Source organism: Ectothiorhodospira haloalkaliphila ATCC 51935 (genome assembly GCF_000633935.1).
Classification (GTDB): Bacteria; Pseudomonadota; Gammaproteobacteria; order Ectothiorhodospirales; family Ectothiorhodospiraceae; genus Ectothiorhodospira; species Ectothiorhodospira haloalkaliphila.
Genome location: NZ_KK214996.1, coordinates 117,438 through 138,460, shown reverse-complemented (window position 1 = coordinate 138,460; position 21,023 = coordinate 117,438). Strand labels below are relative to the sequence as shown.

At 61.9% G+C, this 21,023-nt stretch carries 16 protein-coding genes; 12 read left to right on the top strand and 4 right to left on the bottom strand.

Annotated elements, in window-relative coordinates; genetic code table 11:
- The first annotated feature begins 26 nt into the window (after nt 1-26).
- On the top strand, nt 27-887 hold the full coding sequence (locus ECTHA_RS19265) for an ISAs1 family transposase (protein WP_238984838.1): 861 nt from the start codon (nt 27-29) through the stop codon (nt 885-887).
- On the opposite strand, the gene ECTHA_RS0102435 is transcribed toward ECTHA_RS19265, so the two are convergent.
- From ECTHA_RS0102435 to mobH, 3 genes are all read right to left on the bottom strand, one after another.
- Nucleotides 813-1,832, bottom strand: coding sequence for a nucleotidyl transferase AbiEii/AbiGii toxin family protein (locus ECTHA_RS0102435; protein WP_025280512.1), 1,020 nt, complete (start codon nt 1,830-1,832; stop codon nt 813-815). The two genes, ECTHA_RS19265 and ECTHA_RS0102435, sit on opposite strands and share 75 nt — an antisense overlap.
- Nucleotides 1,825-2,421: a DUF6088 family protein gene (locus ECTHA_RS0102430; RefSeq protein ID WP_025280511.1), complete on the bottom strand. Its 597-nt coding sequence runs from the start codon at nt 2,419-2,421 to the stop codon at nt 1,825-1,827. Before ECTHA_RS0102430 ends, ECTHA_RS0102435 begins: the two co-directional genes overlap by 8 nt.
- Before the next feature lie 601 nt (nt 2,422-3,022).
- Nucleotides 3,023-4,819, bottom strand: a complete 1,797-nt coding sequence (gene mobH / locus ECTHA_RS16780; protein WP_025280510.1) for a MobH family relaxase — start codon at nt 4,817-4,819, stop codon at nt 3,023-3,025.
- Nucleotides 4,820-4,865: 46 nt separating this feature from the next.
- On the opposite strand from mobH, the gene ECTHA_RS20645 reads away from it, so the two are divergent.
- The 5 genes from ECTHA_RS20645 (at nt 4,866) to ECTHA_RS16770 (ending at nt 8,802) form a co-directional block, all read left to right on the top strand.
- Nucleotides 4,866-5,141, top strand: coding sequence for a DUF1016 N-terminal domain-containing protein (locus tag ECTHA_RS20645; RefSeq protein ID WP_419398023.1), 276 nt, complete (start codon nt 4,866-4,868; stop codon nt 5,139-5,141).
- 47 nt (nt 5,142-5,188) lie between these two features.
- Nucleotides 5,189-5,446 carry a FitA-like ribbon-helix-helix domain-containing protein gene (locus tag ECTHA_RS0102415; RefSeq protein WP_025280508.1) on the top strand — a complete coding sequence of 86 codons (258 nt, stop codon included), beginning with the start codon at nt 5,189-5,191 and terminating at the stop codon, nt 5,444-5,446.
- A complete protein-coding gene (locus tag ECTHA_RS0102410; protein WP_025280507.1) occupies nt 5,443-5,868 on the top strand; it encodes a type II toxin-antitoxin system VapC family toxin in 426 nt (141 codons plus the stop codon). The genes ECTHA_RS0102415 and ECTHA_RS0102410 overlap by 4 nt, the downstream gene beginning before the upstream one ends.
- A 33-nt stretch (nt 5,869-5,901) precedes the next feature.
- Nucleotides 5,902-7,140 carry a tetratricopeptide repeat protein gene (locus ECTHA_RS16775; protein ID WP_238984809.1) on the top strand — a complete coding sequence of 413 codons (1,239 nt, stop codon included), beginning with the start codon at nt 5,902-5,904 and terminating at the stop codon, nt 7,138-7,140.
- Between the two features lie 402 nt (nt 7,141-7,542).
- Nucleotides 7,543-8,802 carry an AAA family ATPase gene (locus ECTHA_RS16770; protein ID WP_025280505.1) on the top strand — a complete coding sequence of 420 codons (1,260 nt, stop codon included), beginning with the start codon at nt 7,543-7,545 and terminating at the stop codon, nt 8,800-8,802.
- 24 nt (nt 8,803-8,826) lie between these two features.
- Here the strand turns inward: ECTHA_RS16770 and ECTHA_RS16765 are convergent, their stop codons facing one another.
- Complete coding sequence (locus tag ECTHA_RS16765) at nt 8,827-9,444, bottom strand: tetratricopeptide repeat protein (RefSeq protein WP_025280504.1); 618 nt, start codon at nt 9,442-9,444, stop codon at nt 8,827-8,829.
- 183 nt (nt 9,445-9,627) lie between these two features.
- Between ECTHA_RS16765 and ECTHA_RS0102390 the strand changes: the two genes are divergently transcribed.
- The 6 genes from ECTHA_RS0102390 to ECTHA_RS0102365 all read left to right on the top strand — a co-directional run bounded on the left by ECTHA_RS0102390 (nt 9,628) and on the right by ECTHA_RS0102365 (nt 21,022).
- Nucleotides 9,628-13,179: a helicase-related protein gene (locus ECTHA_RS0102390; protein WP_025280503.1), complete on the top strand. Its 3,552-nt coding sequence runs from the start codon at nt 9,628-9,630 to the stop codon at nt 13,177-13,179.
- Nucleotides 13,180-13,397: 218 nt separating this feature from the next.
- A complete protein-coding gene (locus ECTHA_RS19815; RefSeq protein WP_156946801.1) occupies nt 13,398-13,556 on the top strand; it encodes a hypothetical protein in 159 nt (52 codons plus the stop codon).
- Between the two features lie 16 nt (nt 13,557-13,572).
- Nucleotides 13,573-16,521 carry a DUF1156 domain-containing protein gene (locus tag ECTHA_RS0102380; protein WP_025280502.1) on the top strand — a complete coding sequence of 983 codons (2,949 nt, stop codon included), beginning with the start codon at nt 13,573-13,575 and terminating at the stop codon, nt 16,519-16,521.
- A gap of 8 nt (nt 16,522-16,529) precedes the next feature.
- Nucleotides 16,530-17,579 carry an AAA family ATPase gene (locus ECTHA_RS0102375; RefSeq protein ID WP_026623476.1) on the top strand — a complete coding sequence of 350 codons (1,050 nt, stop codon included), beginning with the start codon at nt 16,530-16,532 and terminating at the stop codon, nt 17,577-17,579.
- Nucleotides 17,576-18,112 carry a hypothetical protein gene (locus tag ECTHA_RS0102370; protein WP_025282663.1) on the top strand — a complete coding sequence of 179 codons (537 nt, stop codon included), beginning with the start codon at nt 17,576-17,578 and terminating at the stop codon, nt 18,110-18,112. Before ECTHA_RS0102375 ends, ECTHA_RS0102370 begins: the two co-directional genes overlap by 4 nt.
- A 39-nt stretch (nt 18,113-18,151) precedes the next feature.
- Nucleotides 18,152-21,022 carry an ATP-binding protein gene (locus ECTHA_RS0102365; protein ID WP_025282662.1) on the top strand — a complete coding sequence of 957 codons (2,871 nt, stop codon included), beginning with the start codon at nt 18,152-18,154 and terminating at the stop codon, nt 21,020-21,022.
- Nucleotide 21,023: the final 1 nt, after the last annotated feature.

Genomic DNA, 21,023 nt, shown 5'->3' with positions numbered 1-21,023 from the left:
CGGTGAAGTCCACCTGGACAGCGGTCATGGTCGAGTCACGCCAGGCGACCGTGATCACGGACCTTGATTGGCTTCAGAGCGTCCACCAGTGGCCAGGCCTGAAAGCTGTAGGCCGCATCACGCGCCGCCGGGAACTTGCCGACAAGACCACCGAGGACGTTGCTTACTACCTGCTGAGCGACGCACTGTCCCCGGAACAACTCGTTGAGGTCACACGCCAGCACTGGGGAATTGAGAATCGCCTCCACTGGGTGTTGGACGTCACGATGCAAGAGGATCAGAGCCGTCAGCGCAAATACCATGGCCCTGAGAATCTGGCACTACTGCGTCGCCTGGCCCTCAACGTGGCCAAATTGGAACCCTCCAAGGGATCCATGAAAGGCAAGCGCAAGAAAGCAGGATGGAACGACGACCTCCAGACCAGCGACGGCAGGCTGACCCTGTCGGTGCCGATCCAGATCAAGCGGCGCAGCGGGCGCAAGCTGGTCACGCTGCCGAACGGCGAAACTGCCCCCGTGAGGCCGTGGGATATGACGCCGACGCCGCTTCAGTTGGCGCTGGCCAGGGGGCACCGATGGCTGGCCATGCTGGAGTCGGGGGAAGCGAAATCACTGAAGGAGGTCGCCGCGCGGGAGGGGATCGACAACAGCTACGTGAGCCGGATGGTCAACCTGACCACCCTGGCGCCGGACATCGTGGTCGCAATCCTGGACGATACGCTGTCGAATCATGTCACCCTGTTCGATCTGGCGGTTGATCCGCCGGCCCTGTGGGAGGAGCAGCGCGCGGATTGGGCTTGGAAGTGCCTGACCTCACGCCAGCCGATTGACCTTGTCCTGTATGGCGGCGCAGGTTTCCAGAATCGCATCGAACTCCGGCTGATCTGACAGCAGCAGGCCGTCCTCGCTCATCGCCGCAAAATCCTGTGCCAACGCTGTGCGTGACGGGCCTTCGGGTACCAACGTGAGCGAGCCGCTCACGGCCTCGACGTAGTCGATCTTGCCGCCGTTGGCATCCTTCTCGGCGAAGAACATCGACTTGTGCTCGGCCACCTGATGCGCCAGTTGCCGATCGGCGGCCGCCTTGTCGAAATGCTCGCTTCGCGCCAGCGCCGCCAGGTCGTACCAATGACGTGAATACCGCTCACCGCGCAGCCGTTCCTGGCGGCAGTAGACGTGTGCGGCCGTGGCCTTCTCCCAGAACGTGCGCTCGGCGGCCATCACCAAAGGGCGTGCTGTCGGGAAGGTCACGCCTTCGATCCAAGGCGCGATGTCGCAGGCGACTTCATGAAAGTGGTGCGGCTCCCCGGTGGCGCGCGCTCCGAACTCCAGTTGGACCGTCGCGGAGACATAGCCCGTGCCGGTCTTGACGGCGGGATAGGCGATGATCAGCTTGTCGCGCTCCTGGCCGGCGAGACTCAAGCCCGCCTGCAAGCCGTTCGCGGCCAAGGCGTCATCGATTACGGGGCGTACCGTCTGCTCGATCCAGTCGGGAAGCCGTGCGCGCACTGCGCGGGTGATCTTCTTCTCCTGGCTCGCAGACGCTGGAATCGGATTGCCTTCGCGCAGCAGATCCGGCACCAAGGCGCGGATGTCGTAGGTCAGATCGATGTCTTCCGAGAACCGCTCGATGACCTTGTAAACCTTGGAAAGCGACGTACCACCCTTGAAGGTCAGCGTGTCGGCGATGGGGGAGGCGTAGATCGCCGCGAGCGTCCACACCACCCAGATGTCTTTTTCCAGCAGATGTGCCGGGCGGCCGCTCTGGGCGGCCGCGTATTCCAGGGCCTCGACCCGATCGGCCTGGCTGAGCGCGAGCCAGGACTCAGCCATGTGCATTCACCTCGCTGACGGCGCGGGCCATCCAGCCGGGCAGGGCCGCGCGAGCTGCCTGCAGGGCGGCCCATTCTTCCGCGGGCAGTTGGGCATGGAGGATGTGCAGGGCGGAGGGCGCCTGCTCGGGCCCCAGCCAGGACAGGGCGCGAATGGCTTTGCCGGCCGCGCGCTTGCCGAGCGCGAGCTGCCAGCGGCTGCCGTGCTTGAGCTCGACGATGCGGTTGCCCAGGCGCAGCTTGCGCGTGGGTCCCGAGGTCAGAAAGATCTCCCGGGTCGGCACTTGCGTGGTCAGCCCCAGCGCATTGGCTTCCGCCGCGCCATTGGGCACGACGACTTCACCGTGGGTGGACGCGATGGCTTCGACAACGGCCTCGGTCGAGGGCGGGCGGGAACCGAAGCGGCTGGCTACCGGCAGGGCGTAGGCCCCCCGTCCCACGCGCAGCAACTTCCCCTCGCGGGCCAGTCGGGCCAGCGCCTGATCCACCGCCGCCCTAGACGCCAGATGCAGAAATTCCTTGGGCGAGACCAAGCCTCCCTCCGGGAGGGCCTGGGCGGCGGACAGAATGGCTTCGCTGAGGTGGCTCATGGGACGTCTCCGTTTGTCAGAAGTATATAAACGTTTCTGACATTCTTCAAACCGCGTCGGCACCAGCGTGAACGATGTGGTTTCCTTTGGTCGGGCGATGCTGCAATCCAACCGCTTGATTCGTCCGCGCGTAACGCATTGATTTGCAATGGCCGTGTTCGCGGCCTTTGCGGACTTCGGGCGTGTCCGGGGGAGCGAGGCCGGAGAGAAAAATGGCCGGGAGAGAGAGGAAGGTGGCCCTGGGCGGGGCCAGGGGCCGGACGCCGAAGTCCGCAGGCTTCCGCACGAACCCCCGCGAACACGCGGGAGTCGGCGCGATCGGGCAAGAAAAAAGGCCAACAGCGAACTGTTGACCTTTTGGTACTGGTGGAGGCGGCGGCTATCGAATTGGATCTTTAAGTAATTGATTAATAAATTAAAAATAATTTCATTTTTTTGAGTGTTGCCCCCGGTGTTGCCCCCGGAATTTTTCACTTGAATTCGAAATCGAACCGAGGTCCGAGACAAAATATTGGGGCTGATTTCATGTCCTTCAGCGGCGCGAAATCGGGCTGCCCGATAGGCGATGACCATGCCACATGGCCCTGGTATCCGTGCTGGGTTACCGGGATGCCTGCAGATGCGGATTCACCAGTGCCACCTCGACGCCCTCGGAGAATACCATGGCGGTATCGGGCAGCAGGATCCCCTTGACCACTGACTGACGCCGCGCTCCCTTCACGAGATACCGGTGGACATTGGTCCCATCCGGCCGCTTCTGGTGGACTCTCAGCTTCATGAATCGCTTCTGTACATACTCCCAGCTGCCGTGATCCGGGTTCTGGCTGGCGTAATCCTTGAACACGGCCGGACTCACCAGCAGCACGCCTTCTTCGACGACGTGGATGCGCGCGTGCGGTGTATTGACGTCCATGCGGCGCGCGAGGGCCTCTCGCTGTAACCATTGAAGGAAGCGTGATCCGGCATCAGTGGGGCCATCATCATCTCCGCGGGGCTCGTCCTGGCGTGAGTCTGAGGCGGATGCGGGCTCCAGGCCCGGCACGTATTCGTTGTCTGGCCTTGGGGCCTCCGGTTCTATCGGAGGGGTGTTGTCTGTGGCGATCGGCGCTGCTGGGGTAGGTGAGGGAAGATCACCGACCGGATCCCGCTGGGCATCGTTTTGGTCTGGCTCAGTCGGTTCGTGGGCATTGTCCTCGCGCGCTTCCGGGGCTCTTGGGGTGACCGTCCCCTCAAAGTAACCCGGACGATTGTCCGGCTCCGCCCAGATGCGCCGCACAGGGATCCGGATCAGGGTCAGTTCATGTGACCATCCGGCACCGGCCACCGTGGTATGCCAGATGGCGCGCTCCCCGTAGGGTTCCAGTATCCCGTGCTCCTGAAGCGTGTCGTAGATGCGGTCGTTGGAGGAGGGGATGCCGGAATGACCCTCGGCGATCAGGTGGGCCCGCAGGGCATCGATGGCTCGTTTCGAGACCAGCCAGAGATCATCCCCCACCAGCCATCCGGCAGCCCCATTGCGGTTCAGCGGCAGTTCTCCCTGATCAAGCAGGTATCTCAGGCCGGTCAGCAGGCGTTCCCAGAGTGGTCTGGTTCTGGCAGGCGCCACCCGGGGTGAATCACCGGCGCCCAGATTTCTTGCCACAGAGAGTCCATCCGCCTCCTGGATGATTTCACCCAGGGCTCCTGCTTCGTTCATGTCACCGGCCAGGGTCGCCACCCATTGGGCGAAGAGTGTCTGGTCCGATGCCAGCCAGCACAATCCGCGAGCCGGCATGATGTGATGGACCAGCAAGGAGGTGACCCGCTCATGAAAGCCATGACGCCGCCGTGGCCGGTAGGTCACCGTGTAGGCATGGCAGTGCGGCACGTCTGTCATGGGGCCGGCCAGAGGATCCCAGATGCCGACCGATTGGCCATCGGCCCGATGGAGGGTGACCCGCTGATCCACCGCCGGTTTGCCCAGGTCATGGAGCAGGGCGGCCATGGCTACCGCATAGGTCCACAGATCATGCTGCCTGGCGATGCGCTCAGGCTCACCGCCGATCGGCAGCAATCGCCCCCGGCGGATCAGCAGCGCCTGGTGGATTACCTCCAGGGTATGATCCAGCAACCCTCCCAGGCCGGCATGGTGGTGAGCCTGGGAGGCGGGCAATTGCTGCACGAAGCTGGCGTATTGCCGGATGGGCCCCAATACCAGGGCCTGGTGATGCAGGCCGGGCAGGCCGGTCAGCCTGGCGATCTGGGCCAGCACGGCCTGGCGGTGTGTGGGGTTGAGAAGGGTCTGGGCGTCCTGGAGTGGTATCAGGCGCGCTGGCGATCCAATCGCGTCCGTGTCGGGAAGGCTTCGGCCTGAGTAGCGGCCCAGCGAGCGCGTGATCCAGGAGGTCAGAGCGTTCATGGGGGCATGGTAGGGCGGGGGCGGGGGCTGCCCAAGTGTTTATCGTGTGCTGGGAGTATGGGGGTTTTCGTTACCCCTCATTACCGGTCATTATCCCCGAGGGTGCCAGGAGCGGGCCCGCTATGGCGAGCAGGTGATGGCCACCTTGGCCGGTGAACTTACCCGTACCTACGGGCGGGGTTGGTCGAAGCGCAATCTGGCCAACATGTGCCTGTTTGCTCAGTGCTCTCCCAGAGTCGAGATGGTGCAGACGCTGTCTGCACAGATGTGCGGACAGGTTCCGGTTCTGGAGTCTCGCGTTTGCCAGGCACTTGTCCATTGATTGCGTTTATATGATGATGCAGTCATTGAAATCTTGGGAGTGAAAGGATGGCAAACGTGACTGTAAGAAATTTGCCAGATGAGGTACACCGTGCGATTCGCGTGCAGGCTGCCCATCACGGCCGCAGCACCGAGGCGGAAATACGCGCCATTCTGGAAGCCGCCGCCCGGCCACCCGAGCGCGTCAAACTCGGTTCCATGCTGGTATCCATCGCCCGCGAGGCAGGTGAAATGACCGATGCCGAAGTCGAGCACCTCAACCAGCTCCGCGACAAGACGCCGGCCGAACCGATGGGTTTCGAATGATCGTCCTGGATACCAACGTCATTTCGGAGTTGTGGAGGGTCGAGCCGGATCCCAACGTGCTGGCCTGGATCGACGCACAGACGGTGGAAACGCTCTATCTTTCGGTCATCACCGTGGCCGAACTGCGCTATGGTCTTGCCACGATGCCAGAGGGCAGGCGCCGCACGATCTACCAGGAGCGTCTGGAGCACGAGGTGTTGCCGATCTTTGGGGACCGCGTACTGACCTTTGATCTGGCTGCTTCTCAAGCCTATGCTGACCTGATGGCACGGGCGAGGGCAGGAGGGAAGGCGATTGGCCAGGCAGATGGCTATATCGCCGCCACAGCGGCTGCTCACGGTTTGATGGTCGCAACACGGGACATCAGTCCTTTCGACGCGGCACAGCTGAAAACCATCAATCCGTGGGAGGCAACGTCCTGAACATCCGCTCTCGGCGATACTGAGAAGATGACAGTGAGCAACGAAGACATGGCCACTCAAAGAAAGCCTTCTTTGGATCCGGAAACCCTGTTGGATGAGATCCTCATCGATGCGTATGGCGACGATGAGCAGCTCTGTGCGTTGCATGCAGGGATCGAGGATGGCCTGGATCTGCCGATGGCTGTGCACGTCATTGGTGAGCCCCTCTCGCTCATCGCCATCGACTATGATGGCAATGCAAGGCGGGGGCTGATGGCCCGGTGCCGTGGCGCTGACGGGACCGAGCATCGAGTCGCCTTGGCCGATATCCAGCTTGCCCCTGACGCCGCCGGCTATGCGTATCTGGCTGCTTATTGCTGTTGGCTCGGTGTGCAGCCGGCCAGCCCCCGACCACAGCGCGCTGCAGGGAGGAGGGGACGGCACCACACGGCGGGCGAAGAAGAGATCGATCTGGCGAAGCCCGTGGATCTCATCGTGCTTGCGGTGAAACAACGGGCGGCGCGCTGTCGGCTCATCGGGAGCGGACGGGTGATCACCCTGCGCACGGCATCCCTGTTGGGGATCGTGCCCGGCCAGGTGATCACGGTGCAGGCAAACAAGCATTGGCGCTTCAACGGACACCCCTACCTGTCCGGGCAGATCACCTCCAGCCGCATCGATGCGCTCGCGCTAGGACTTACCCCGCTTGCCTTGAACGCGTTTGGGGCCTGGGATCCCGCCGACGCGTACGGGGTCGAGGTCGACGAACCCGTCGAGGAGTGGGCCAGGCCGATGATAGCGCGGGGACCCCGGCCGATGTTCGAGATGGAGCAGGTGCTACCGGGCCACAATCCAGATGATTTCGACTCGGACCCAATCCTTGAAGCGAATGACCTCAAGGAGGCTGGCGATACGGAAGCAGCGCAGGACATTCTCACCCGGCTGCTTGAGGCCGATCTGCGCTGCCTTGATGCCCATGCGCATCTGGGCAACCTGTTTTTCCAGGCCCGCCCGGACTGGGCACTCCACCACTACGAGGTCGGTGTGCGCATCGGCGAGCTGTCACTGGGTCCAGATTTCGACGGTGTGCTTGCCTGGAGCCTTATCGACAACCGGCCCTTCCTGCGCTGCATGCAGGGCTATGGGCTGTGCCTCTGGCGGTTGCAGCGCTGGGAGGAGGCTGAGCACGTGTTTGAGCGCATCCTGCTGATGAACCCGCTGGACAACCAGGGGATCCGTTTCCTCCTGCCGGCCGTGCGGGGGCACGAGGCATGGGTGGATGATGAAGACTGAGAACCGACTGAGCGGCCCATGACCCGGAAGAAAAGCACCCCGACCTCCAACAAGGCCTCGACACGCCGACCCATGGCCGACAAGGTCATCAAGAAGATGCGCAGTCATGCTACGAACGGCATATGAAGTGGGGACCCGCGCGAGATTACTGGACTGAGTTCGTGTTTGAGGCCTACGTCAACCACCGCCAAGATATGATCTTCCTTACGGGCTTGCCGGATGTGCCCGAAAGTCGACCGCATTCCCGGGTAAACAGTTGACGCCTCGATAATCGCTGGCGGTTGCTGACCATTACCCCTTGTAACGCCGGATGGCGGTCTTCGCCTACCGGCCCCCATGTGCTACCGGGCAGAGCCGCTATGGTGTGGAAGGCACCCTCTGCCGCGACAGGGAGCGAGCGCCATGACACGGCTTAGCGTTCAACATCTGGCCCAGATCGACCGTGCCCAGGTGGATTTTGGCGATCTCACCTTGTTGGTGGGACCTCAGGCCAGTGGCAAGAGTGTCTTCCTGCAACTGTTCAAACTGCTGAAGGACCATGGTCCCATCACCCGCACTCTCAAACGTTATGGCTACAGTTTTGAGGCCGACGTACCGAGCCATGTGGGTGATGCCTTGCTGGTGCTGATGTTCGGCGAGGGAATGGGAAATATCTGGACGGATCGAACCCAGGTGCGGATGGATGGTCGGTCCGCCGAACTGGAAGCCCTGAGGTTGGGGAATGGCCGCGACGAGGAGTCGGTGTTCTTCGTCCCCGCCCAGCGGGCCCTCACCCTGGACCAGGGCCGCCCACGCAGCTTCGAGAGCTTCGAGGCGCTCGATCCCTTCGTGGTGAAGAGCTTCAGCGAGAAGCTGAGACGCCTGATGGAGCAGGGCCTGGGGGGCAAGGACAACCAGCTGTTTCCGATCAAGAGTCGCCTCAAGGAGGTGCTGCGCGATCGCATCGACGAGAGCATCTTCCATGGCGCACGTGTGTCCCAGCAGGTCCACGATCTCAAGAAGCGCATCGTCATCAACGTGGGTGAGGCCACGTTGCCCTACATGGCCTGGTCGGCGGGGCAGAGGGAGTTCATGCCGCTGCTGTTCAGCTTGTACTGGCTCATGCCCTCCGCCGGCGCCGACCGTCGCAAGGGAGTGGACTGGGTGATCATCGAGGAACCGGAGATGGGCCTGCATCCCCAGGCCATCCAGTCGGTGCTGCTGATCTGCCTGGAGTTGATGCATCGCGGCTACCGAGTGGTGATTTCCACCCATTCCCCGCTGTTCCTGGAAGCCGCTTGGGCGATTCGCACCCTGCAGAGCCATGGCCGGCCGGGGGAGGACCTGATGGCCCTGTTTGATCTGCCCAACTCACCCGGCATGCGTGATGTCTTTGCCTCGGCGCTCAAGGAAAAATCCCTGCGCAGTTTCTACTTCCATCCCGGCGAGGGTGGCGGTGTCAGCACCCGGGATATCTCCTCTCTGGATCCCCTGGATGACGACGAACGGGTTGCTGACTGGGGTGGCCTGACACTGTTCAGCAGCCGTGCCTCGGAAGTGATCATCGCAGGGGACAGCAACAAGGACGATGAATTCTCCGCCAGCGCCTGCGACTGTTGCGGTACTCGGTTGGCGGGGGCCCGGCATCACTGCGTGATTCTTGGGAAGTCAGCCTCAGAGTGAACCCGGTGGCATGACCTGCGCCGCCTACTTACCCGACATTTTCCTGGCGGCTTCGTACTCGGCATCCAGACCCGACTGGGAATCGAGCGAGGGATCGATCTGCTTCAGGCCCACATGCATCATCGACAGCAGCTGCAGGCCAGAGAAATCGCCCGGGAGTGACTTCAGCGTGTAGCGCTTGGCAGGGTCGTTGATGGAAAGACCGCTCTCGCCGAGCTTGGCGATCTCGAACACGGTGGTGGTCAACTGCTGCTTGTCCATCTTCTCGAAGGTTTCCAGCGCCCCGGTCATGTACATCACCACATCCATGCGCAGGCCTCCATCAGCGCTGCGCCTCATGCTGTCCTGGGCCAGGCGGCTGATGGCCTTCTTGGCCTCGGCGGTGATTGGGGAATTCGGCTCGAGCTCGATGATGCGCTGATAGATGCCGATGGCCTGTTCGTGGTTCTCGGGCCCCAGTTCCTCCAGGTTCAGCGCCATGCCGTACAGTGTGCCCACATCCTGGGGATTGGCCGCCAGGGCCCGCTCGAAATGCGGCTTGGGTGAGGCAGTCCGGTGCTGGCGGGGCGCAGCGGGTGATCGGGAACAAGCCGAAGGCACACTGAAGTCAAGGGCGTTGAGGAAAAAATACAACAGTGGCATAAAGGATCGGTGGACCGTCGCCACTTTGCCGGACCCTGATGCCAAAAAATTCCACCCGCACAAGGACTGTTACCCGTTGCGTTTCCTCCCACGTGTTCCCTCAGTGCTCATCGGTACACCCCAAGGGTGCCCGATCTTGATCGCGCGATGGAGGAGCCCATCCCAAGCCATGGAGAAGGTGCCATGCTGAAGCTCGAAGATATCCAGAAAGATGCCCAGGTCCGAGGCCTCAAGCCCGATGAAGTGGTCCGCGTCGTGGCCGTGGTACCCGTGGGTACCGATGCGCTGACGGTCTACTACAAGGACGGTCAGGGCACTGTTCATGAGCAGATGCTGTTCCGTGATAACGAGCCCAACCTGTCCCTGGCCCAAGCCGGTCGAGCCTGGGCATTCGATGCCCCGGGGGCAGACTTCAAGCTGGGCCTGGAGGCCTACCGCATCAGCCAGGCGGCGTTGTTCGACCCCATGATGGCGGTGCACACCTCCAATGTGGAGCCGCTGCCCCACCAGATCTCTGCCGTCTACGAGGCGATGTTGCCCCGTCAGCCGCTGCGCTTCGTGCTGGCCGACGACCCCGGCGCCGGCAAGACGATCATGGCCGGCCTGTTGATCCGTGAGCTTTTGATGCGCGCCGACGCCAAGCGCATCCTGATCGTCTCTCCGGGTGGGCTCACCGACCAGTGGCAGGACGAGCTGCTGGAAAAGTTCGGGGTGCAGTTCGAGATCTTCAGCCGCGAGAAGCAGGAGCAGTGCGCTTCCGGCAACTACTTCAACGAGCAGAACCAGCTGATCTGCCGCCTGGACCAGCTCTCGCGTAACCCGTTCTACCAGGAGAAGCTGGCCAGCACCGAGTGGGATCTGATCATCGTCGATGAGGCCCACAAGCTGTCCGCCAACTACTTTGGCAACAAGATCAACAAGACCAAGCGGTTCCAGCTCGGCGAGCTGCTCGGCTCAGTCACCCGCCACTTCCTGCTGATGACCGCCACGCCGCACAACGGCAAGGAAGAGGATTTCCAGATCTGGCTGTCGCTGATCGACAGCGACCGCTTCTACGGCAAATTCCGCGAAGGCGCCCACAAGGTCGACGTCTCCGACATGATGCGACGCATGGTCAAGGAGGAGCTGCTCAAGTTCGACGGCACCCCGCTGTTCCCGGAGCGCCGGGCCTACACCGCCAATTATCACCTCTCCGACGCCGAAGCCTCGCTCTACGAGCAGGTCACCGACTATGTGCGCAACGAGATGAACCGCGCCGATGCGCTATCCGGCAAGCGCAAGGGCACCGTGGGCTTCGCCCTCACACAGCTGCAGCGGCGACTGGCCTCCAGCCCCGAGGCGATCTACCAGTCGCTCAAGCGCCGCCGGCGCAAGCTCGAGGATCGTCTCAACGAGATGAAGCTCATGGCCCGGGGACAGTTTGTTCGGGAGGGTGATTCTGCTTCTACGCTGGGCACCTATGTCGTTCAGAAGCAGATCGAGTTGCCGGAAAACCTGGACGAGCTGGATGAGGAACTGAGCGCCCAGGAATACGAGCTCTACGCCGAGCAGGTGGTGGATCAAGCCACCGCAGCGGAGACCATTCCAGAGCTGGAGGCCGAGATCCTGGTGCTCCAGGATCTGGAGGCACAGGCGTCACAACTGGTGGCGTCACGCAACGACCGCAAGTGGGAAGAACTCTCGCACCTGTTGCAGGACAGCCCGGAGATGTATACCAACGGCGGTAGCCGCCGCAAGCTGATCATCTTCACCGAGCACAAGGACACCCTGAATTATCTGGTGGACCAGATCCGCGGCATGCTGGGCCGGCCTGAGGCGGTGATCACCATCCATGGTGGCACCAACCGAGACGACCGCCGCAAGGCCCAGGAGCAGTTCCGCAATGACCCGGATGTGCTCGTCCTGGTTGCCACCGATGCCGCTGGCGAAGGGGTGAACCTGCAGAACGCCAATCTGATGGTCAACTACGACCTGCCCTGGAACCCCAACCGTCTGGAGCAGCGCTTTGGCCGCATCCATCGCATCGGCCAGACCGAGGTCTGCCACTTGTGGAACCTGGTGGCCAACGAGACCCGCGAAGGCGCGGTCTTTCAGAAACTGTTCGACAAGCTGGAGGTGGAGAAAAGTGCCCTCGGCGGCAAGGTCTTCGATATTCTCGGCGAGGCCTTCGAAAACACCTCACTCAAGGAACTGCTGGTCGAGGCCATTCGCTATGGGGAGTCCGCCGAGGTGAGAGCACGCCTGGAGCAGGTGATCGACGGTGCCCTGGATACCGACCACCTCCGGGACATCATCCGCCGTAACGCCCTGGTCGAGCAGCACATGGGGCTGGAGGAACTCTATGCGGTGAAGGAGGAGATGGAGAGGGCCGAGGCGCGAAAGCTGCAGCCCTACTTCATTCGGGCCTTCTTTACCGAGGCATTTCAGACGCTGCGTGGCGAGCTGCGCCCCCGGGAGCCAGGCCGCCATGAGGTACGCCATGTGCCTGCCGCCATCCGCGAGCGTGACCGCGTCATCGGCGAGAGCCGCACCCCGGTGCTGCGCAAGTACGAGCGCATCTGCTTCGAGAAGGAGCACGTGCGTCTGCCCGGCAAGCCCATGGCCGACCTGATTCACCCCATGCACCCGCTGATGCACGCTACCACCGACCTAGTGCTGCAGGCCCACCGCGGCAAGCTCAAGCAGGGCGCTGTGCTGGTGGACCCCAACGACGACAGTGAAGACCCCAAAGTGCTGTTCATGGTCGACCACTCGGTGCGCGAGGTGCAGAACCAGAGCAACGGCTCGCCCCGGGTGGTCTCGCGTCGCCTGCAGTTTGTGGAGATTGACGAGCAGGGCAGGGCGACCCATGCCGGCTGGGCGCCGCATCTGGATATGCAGCCCATCGACGAACACGACCTGAGCCTGGTGCAGGACGTACTCAAGGCCCCCTGGATCACTGGCGACCTGGAGGCTCTGGCGCTCAACCATGCCGTACAGGCCCTGGTGCCCGAGCACTTCCGCGAAGTGAAGGGGCGCCGCGAGCGCCACGCCGGCAAGGTGCTCAATGCCGTCAACGAGCGGCTGGTCAAGGAGATCAGTTACTGGTCTGACCGCTACATCAAGCTCACTGATGACATGAAGGCCGGCAAGCAGCCGCGCATGCAGCCGGAGATGGCGCGTCGGCGCGTGGATGAGCTCACCGAGCGCCTCAACCAGCGCCGCCGCGAGCTGGATGCCATGAAGCAGGTGGTTTCCAGCACCCCCGTAGTGATCGGCGGCGCCCTGGTGATTCCCCAGGGTCTGCTGGCGCAGCGCCGGGGCGAGACCCAGTTCAGCATCGATGCCCAGTCCCGCGCCCGCATCGAGCAACTCGCCATGCAGGCAGTGATGGACGCCGAGCGTGCCATGGGCCACCAGGTGTTCGACGTGTCCGACCAGAAATGCGGCTGGGACGTGACCGCCCGCCCGCCGGCCAACCCGGACGGATCGATCCTGCCCGACCGACACATCGAGGTGAAGGGCCGCGCCAAGGGGCAGAGCACCATCACCGTCTCACGCAACGAGATCATCTACGGCCTCAATCAGGCCGACAAATTCTGGTTGGCCATCGTTATCGTGGAGGGTGAGAGCGTGGAAGGGCCCTACTACGTGCAGAACCCATTTACCAGCGAGCCCGACTTTGGTGTGGCCAGCATCAACTACGATCTGGGGGATCTGCTTGCCAAAGCGGTCGCCGCTGGGGAAAAAGATTGAAAAACAATATGATGAAACTCAATAGCCCGAGAGTCGGGCAATCCCTGAGTGCAGGCGGCAGCAGGCGGGTAAAGCCCAAAAAAGAGACGCCAGCACAAGGCTGGCGTCGGGCCGGGGATGCTATCCCCGGTGGGGTCTATGGCCATGACGATAGGGCTGGCACCTCTGTCTGTCAAGCTCCAACACAGGGCTTGGGAGCAGGGGGTGTGAGTCGTGTCATGAGCGATATCGATGGCTTCAACCTCTTCCATCTGGTCAAATCCGCTGCGCATGGACATCTGAGTTGCGGTGCCCGTGCGCAGCGCAACGACCTGCCACCCGAAAAAATCGCCACTGAGACTGGGTATGTGCTAAAGCATCCCAGCCGCTGGTACTAATGAAGGATCGACCACTGTGCACCCCGTGAAATCCCCCAAAAAGCTCATCGAAGTTGCACTGCCGCTGGACGACATCAACGTCGCGGCCGCCCGCGAGAAGTCGATTCGGCATGGGCACCCCAGCACCTTGCACCTCTGGTGGGCGCGGCGCCCACTTGCCGCGGCGCGTGCGGTCCTCTTTGCACAGCTGGTCAACGACCCCGGCTATCAGCGGGAGCTGGGTTACGGGGTGAACAAGCAGGAAGCCGAGATCAAGCGAGAAAAGCTTTTTCAGATCATCCGCGACCTGGTGAAGTGGGAGAACACCAACAACGAGAAGGTGTTGAACCGCGCTCGCGAGGCCATCTGGGAGAGCTGGCGGGAGACCTGCCACCTGAACCGCAACCACCCCCAGGCGGCTGAGCTCTTCAACCCCGAAAAGCTGCCCGCCTTCCACGATCCCTTTGCTGGTGGAGGAGCAATACCCCTGGAAGCCCAGCGCCTGGGGCTGGAGAGCTACGCCTCGGACCTGAATCCCGTGGCGGTGATGATCAACAAGGCCATGATCGAGATTCCGCCCAAGTTTGCCGGGCAAAGGCCGGTGGGGCCGCTCCCCAACGGGGAGAAGCAGCTGCGCTTCGAGCAGGATTGGCCCGGGGCCACAGGGCTGGCCGAGGATGTACGCCGCTATGGGCACTGGATGCGGGAGGAGGCTTTCAAGCGCATTGGCCATCTGTACCCCAAGGTGGAGATCACGCCGGAGATGGTGGCCGAACGGCCCGATCTGAAAGCCTATCTCGGTGAGGAACTGACGGTGATTGCCTGGTTGTGGGCAAGGACAGTGAAAAGTCCGAATCCGGCGTTCAGTCATGTAGACGTGCCGTTGGTATCCAGCTTTGTGCTGTCGAGCAAGAAGGGGAAGGAAACCTATGTGCAACCGGTGGTGGAGGGGGATCGGTATGTATTCGAGATCAGAGTAGGTGCGCTGCCAGACGACGCTAAACAGGGTACAAAACTGGGTCGTGGTGCGAATTTCAATTGCCTGTTTTCAAATACTCCTATTCAGCCGAAATACATTTATGAACAAGCTCAGAGCGGAAGCCTGGGGCAAAGGCTGATGGCCATTGTTGCTGAGGGAAAATCGGGGCGTGTTTATCTATCGCCTGATATCCTACATGAGGAGGCAGCTAATCAAGTCCAGCCTGAATGGAAACCCGCAGCATTGATGCCAGAGAACCCCCGATGGTTCTCTCCACCCATGTATGGCATGAAAAGTTATGGCGACCTCTTCACCCCCCGTCAACTGGTAGCCCTCACGACCTTCTCCGATCTGGTGCAGGAAGCCAGGGAAAAGGCTATTAACGACTATCGTGCAGCAAACCCCAATCCCTCCACCCGAAGCGGGACAGGTTTGGATGAAGGCAGTCTCGATCCCGATGATATTCCACTGGCCCAAGGTGGATCGGGGGCGACAGCGTATGGGGATGCGGTGGTGGTCTATTTGGGTTTTGGTGTTAGTCGATTATCAGATATATGTAATTCGCTATGCCGTTGGGAGATTACAAAAACCCAAGTTCGGAATCTTTTTGGCCGTCAAGCAATCCCAATGATTTGGGATTTTGCAGAAAATAATTTATTTGGTGATGCGGCTGGTGATTTTCAGACCAGTCTAAAAAGTATTGTTCGTGTAATTGAACGTCAAACTATGTCAGATTTGCCTTCCTCGCACGCTTGTCAAGATGATGCGGTAAATCAAAGTGTTACTCGGGGTAAAGTTATATCGACTGACCCGCCTTACTACGACAATATTGGGTATGCGGATCTGTCCGATTTTTTCTATGTCTGGATGCGCCGGTCCCTGCGTCGTATCTATCCTGAGTTGTTTGGCACTATGGCTGTACCCAAGGAGCAGGAACTGGTGGCTACGCCCTACCGCCATGGCAGTAAGGAAAAAGCCGAAGCCTTTTTCATGGGGGGCATGAGACGAGCTATTCATAATTTAGTGGTACAGGCTCATTCCGCCTTCCCAGTCACGATCTACTACGCCTTTAAACAACAGGAAACCAAGGAAGGCAGCACTACCAGCACGGGATGGGTGACGTTTCTGGAAGCGGTTATTCAGGCTGGGTTTTCCATCGATGGCACCTGGCCGATGCGTACCGAAATGGGAAACCGCATGATCGGTTCCGGCACCAACGCCCTGGCCTCCTCCATCGTCCTGGTTTGCCGCAAACGCCTCCCCAATGCTGACACCATCTCCCGCCGCGACTTCCAGCGCCAACTGCGGGAGGAAATGCCCGAGGCCCTGGAAACCATGATCGGCGGCGAGACCGGCCAGACCCCTATCGCCCCGGTGGACCTGGCCCAAGCGGCCATTGGCCCAGGCATGGCCATCTACTCCAAATACGAAGCAGTGCTGAACCAGGATGGCTCCCGGATGAGCGTCCACGACGCTCTGGTGCTGATCAACCGTGCCATTACCGAGTTCCTGAACCCCGACTCCGGCAACTTCGACGCCGACACCCAGTTCTGTGCCAGCTGGTTCGACCAGTACGCCTGGAACTCCGGGCCCTTTGGTGAGGCCCAGGTGCTGGCTCAGGCCAAGGGCACGACCGTGGATGGGGTCAAGGAGGCCGGGGTAGTCGAGTCCGGCTCTGGCAAGGTCCGCCTGCTCAAGTGGGGCGAGTACCAGTCCGACTGGGACCCCACCACCGACAAGCGCACCCCGGTGTGGGAGGCATGCCACCAGATGATCCGCCGCCTGCAGAACCGCGGCGAATCCGCTGCCGGCGAGCTGCTGGCCAAGATGCCGGAGAAGGGTGAGGCGATCCGTCAGCTGTCGTACCACCTCTACACCCTCTGCGAGCGCAAGAAGTGGGCTGAGGAAGCACGTGCCTACAACGAGCTGATCGGCTCCTGGCATGCCATCGTGGCGGCGTCTCATGAGATCGGGCATGTTGGCGAACAGATCGGCCTGGATCTCTAGGAGGCGGCATGCTGAAGTGGCTGGAACTCGACAACCTCACGCTTTTTCCCCAGGCACGGCTGGATTTCTCGCCGGGGCTCAACGTCATCGTGGGCGAGAACGGCACCGGCAAGTCGCATCTGCTCAAGGTCGCCTACAGCGTGATCGCCAACGCCTATGAGCAGGGCAATGAGCCGAGCGTGGCCGACCCCACCAAGGCGCTGCTGCAGAAGGGGATCGCCGACAAGCTGATCAAGGTATTTCGGCCCGAGTCGCTGGGTCGCCTGGCCAGCCGCCGCCAGGGTGCGCAGACCTGCAAGGTCTCCGTCGCCTTTGAGCAGGCCGTGCTGGATACCGCCTTCAGCTTCAGCACCCGCGCCCAGACAGAGGTCAAGATCGACGGGCTGCCCGGTGCCTGGCAGGATAAAGCGCCGGTCTTCATGCCCACCCGGGAGTTGCTCAGTCAGTACCACTGGCTGCTGCCGCTCTACGAAAGCCGCCATGTGGATATCGAAGAGCACCACATCGACCTCTGCAAGCTGCTGGGTGCGCCAGCGATCAAGGGGGCGCGTGAAAAGGCCGTGGCCGAGCTGGTAGCACCCCTGGAGGAGGCCATGGGCGGCAAGGTGGTGCTGGACAAGAACGGACGTTTCTATCTGAAGATTCCCGGCCAGGGCAACCTGGAGATGCCACTGGTGGCCGAGGGGCTGCGCAAGCTGGCGATGCTCGCGCGCCTGATCACCACCGGCTCGCTGCTCGACAAGGGCTACCTGTTCTGGGATGAGCCCGAGGCCAACCTGAACCCCAAACTGATCAAGCTGGTGGCACGGGCCGCCTTTGCGCTGAGCCAGCAGGGGATTCAGGTGGTGATCGCAACCCACTCGCTCTTCCTGCTCAAGGAGCTGGAGCTGCTGGCCCGCGGCGCCCAGGGTGATGATATCCAGCAACGCTACTTTGCCCTGGTAAAGGGCCCCGAATGTGTCCAGGTGGAGCAGGGCAGTCGCGTGGATGACCTGCAGACCCTGGTTCTGCTGGATGAAGAGCTGGCCCAGTCGGATCGCTACCTGGAGTTGGCATGACCACCACGCTGATGGAACAGCAGCTCACCTTCACCTTCGCGGAGGGCGTCGAGGCTACGCAGTATGATGACTGGGCCTTCTATCGCAACCAGTTCAATGCGGTCTGCGGTGGTACCAAGGCCGTGGATTTTGTCTGCCTCGATGGTGACCAACTCTGGCTGATCGAGGTCAAGGACTACCGGCACCACCGACGCACCAAGCTGGTCGACCTTGGCGATGAGGTTGCCGCCAAGGTGCGCGATACCCTCGCCGGTCTGGTGGCGGCCAGCTGCAATGCCAACGAGGCAGAAGAGCGGCGCGTGGCCCGGCAGGCAGTGGGGCGTTCACGGCTGAGGGTTGTGCTGCATCTGGAGCAGCCCCGCCATCCATCCAGGCTGTTCCCGCGGGCAGTCGATCCGGACGATGTAATGCTCAAGCTGAAACAGCGCCTCAAGGCCGTTGATGCACACCCCAGGGTCGTTGACCAGTCCACCCTGGATGCCCGGATGCCCTGGGCGGTGAGGGGACTGGCAGGCGGGTCAGCCAGAGAGTGAGCTCAAATTCATCGCAGAAGCAGACGTGGAGTCGTCATAATGTCACTGAAAGCCTGGCGAGATGTCGTCACGCCACACAAAGACGTGTTGGGGGGCACCTTCAAGCAGTCGGAATTTGCTGCGGATATCACCCAGGTGGCAACCGGCACGGCACCCGAGGAGTATCAGGACGCCGAGAAGTTCTTCTCACGCACCTACATCACCGAAGGCATGCGCCTGCTGCTGATCTCGGTGGCGCAGCGCCTCTCCGGCAATGGCGGCGACCCGGTCATCCAGCTGCAGACGGCCTTTGGTGGCGGCAAGACGCACACCATGCTGGCGGTCTACCACCTGGCCTCCCGCAAGACCTCCACCGACAAGCTCCACGGCATTCCCCCCATCCTGGATGAGGCGGGCATTCACGAGCTGCCCAGCGCCCGGGTGGCGGTCATCGATGGCATCAACATGGCGCCGAGCCAGCAGTCGGTGAAAAAGGAAGGGCAGAAGGTCACCACCCTCTGGGGGGAGCTGGCCTGGCAGTTGCTGGGCGAGGAAGGCCTGACCATGGTGAAGGACTCCCACGAGCAGGGCACCTCTCCCGGCAAGCAGGTGCTGGTCGAGTTGCTGCAACGCGCCTCGCCCTGCGTGGTGCTGGTGGATGAGCTGCTGGCCTATATCCGGCAGTTCGAGCTCGGCAAGTCCTATTCTGCCGGCACCTACGACAGCAACATCAGCTTTATCCAGGCGCTCACCGAGGCCATGAAGGCGGTGCCCAATGCCATTCTGCTCGCCTCCCTGCCGGAGTCGGAGCTCGAGGTAGGCGGCACCATGGGCCAGCATACCCTGACCGCGCTGGAGAAGTACTTTGGCCGCGTGGAATCGGTGTGGAAGCCGGTCGCCACCGAAGAGGCGTTCGAGATTGTCCGCCGCCGGCTATTCGAGAACGCCGGGGAGCGTGCCGAGGTGGAAGGCATCAGCCGACAGTTCTCGGACTTTTATCGGCAGCATGCCGAGAAGTTTCCCACCGAGACTCAGTCCAACGAGTACTTCGAGCGCCTGTGCCGTTCCTATCCGATCCACCCCGAGGTGTTCGACCGTCTCTACGAGGACTGGTCGACGCTGGATAAATTCCAGCGTACCCGCGGCGTGCTGCAGTATATGGCGATCGTGATCCACAACCTGTGGGTGTCGGGTAACCGGGACGCCTTGATCATGCCGGGCTCACTGCCGCTGGAAGACAGCAGTGTGCGCGACAAGAGCATCCATTATCTGCCCCAGGGATGGCAGCCGGTGATCGAGCGGGAGGTGGACGGCCCCCGCTCTGCTGCTCAAGCATTGGATAGCGAGGTCGCCCTCTTTGGCGGGGTCCACGCCGCTCGTCGCGCAGCGCGCACCATCTTCCTGGGCAGCGCGGCCTCCAGCAGCACCCAGGCGGCCCGTGGCATCAAGCAGGAGCGCATCCTGTTGGGCACCGTGCAGCCCGGGCAGGCGATCGGCGTCTTCGAAGACGTGCTCAAACGCCTGCGGGACCGGCTGCACTACCTCTACTCCGAGCAGGATCGTTTCTGGTTCGATACCAAGCCCAACCTGCGTCGGGAGATGGAAAGTCGCAAGCAGAATATCAACGAGCGGGATGCCTTGATTCCGTTACTCAAGGAGCGCACCGCCCGCCTGATGGGGCGTCAGCACCACTTTGCCGGCATCCATGTGTTCACCGCCTCCAGCGACGTGCCTGACGAGTATGGCTGCGGGCCTCGCCTGGTGGTGTTGCCGACCGGTGCCGCCTACAGTCGCACCGAGAGCAACCAGGCCTACAGGGCCGCCGAGGAAATCCTGCGCAACCGTGGTGAACAGCCGCGTCAGAAACAGAACCGGCTGATCTTCCTGGCGGCCGATTTCGACGTGGTCAGTCGCCTGAAGGACCAGGCACGGACCTTCCTGGCCTGGAGGTCGATCGTGGCGGATATCGACAGCGGCGCCCTCAACCAGGACCTGACCCATCTGCGGCAGGCCAAACAGAGCCGCGATTCGGCCGAATCCTCGCTGTCGCAGCTGATTCGAGAGACCTACAAGTGGCTCATGGCTCCGGTGGAGGAGTTCATCAAGGGCAAGCCGACACTGAGGTGGGAGGTCGTCCAGGTGTCGACCACTACCCCGAACCTGATCGAGACCATCGAGAACAAACTGCGCGAAGAGGAGTGGCTGATCTACGAGTGGTCACCGATCTTCCTGCGCAACATCCTTGGCCAGTGGTACTTCAAGGACGGTGTGACCGAGGTCAGCGCCGTCAAGGTGTGGCAGGACAGCTGCCACTACCTCTACCTGCCGCGCCTGGTGAACGACGGCGTGTTCAGGAACGCCATGAACCAGGGGGTCGCCTCGGAGGATTTCTTTGGCTATGCCTCCGGCAAGGAAGGGGACACATATCTTGGCTTCACTTTTGGCCAGGGCAGCATCGGTGGGCTGGATAGCGAAGCGCTCATCATCGAGCGCGAGGCCGCCAAGGCGTACCGGGACAAACTGACAGCCGAGGCTGCACGACGCGCCAATGAGCTGGCGGATCGTAATGCGGACAAGTCAGGTGACCCGGGTGGTGCAAACAACCCTGCAGACGCAGGGCAGGGCGCTGCCCACCCCGTGGATCCAGGCTCCGGCGGCGTGGCCGTTGCCCCAGGCGCAGCTTCTCGGAGCGTGGCCAAAAAGCAGTTTTACGGCACCATCACTCTCGACCCGGTCAAGGCCAAGCTGGATTTCGCCAACGTGGTCGACGAGATCGTCCAGCAGTTCACGCTTCGCACCGGGGTCGAGGTGAAGATCTCGGTCGAGATCGAAGCCACGAGCCCCGACGGCTTCGACGAGGCGCTACAGCGGACCATCAAGGAAAATTGCAATGTGCTGAAGTTCAGCAGCTCGGAGTTCGAGGGGGAGTAGA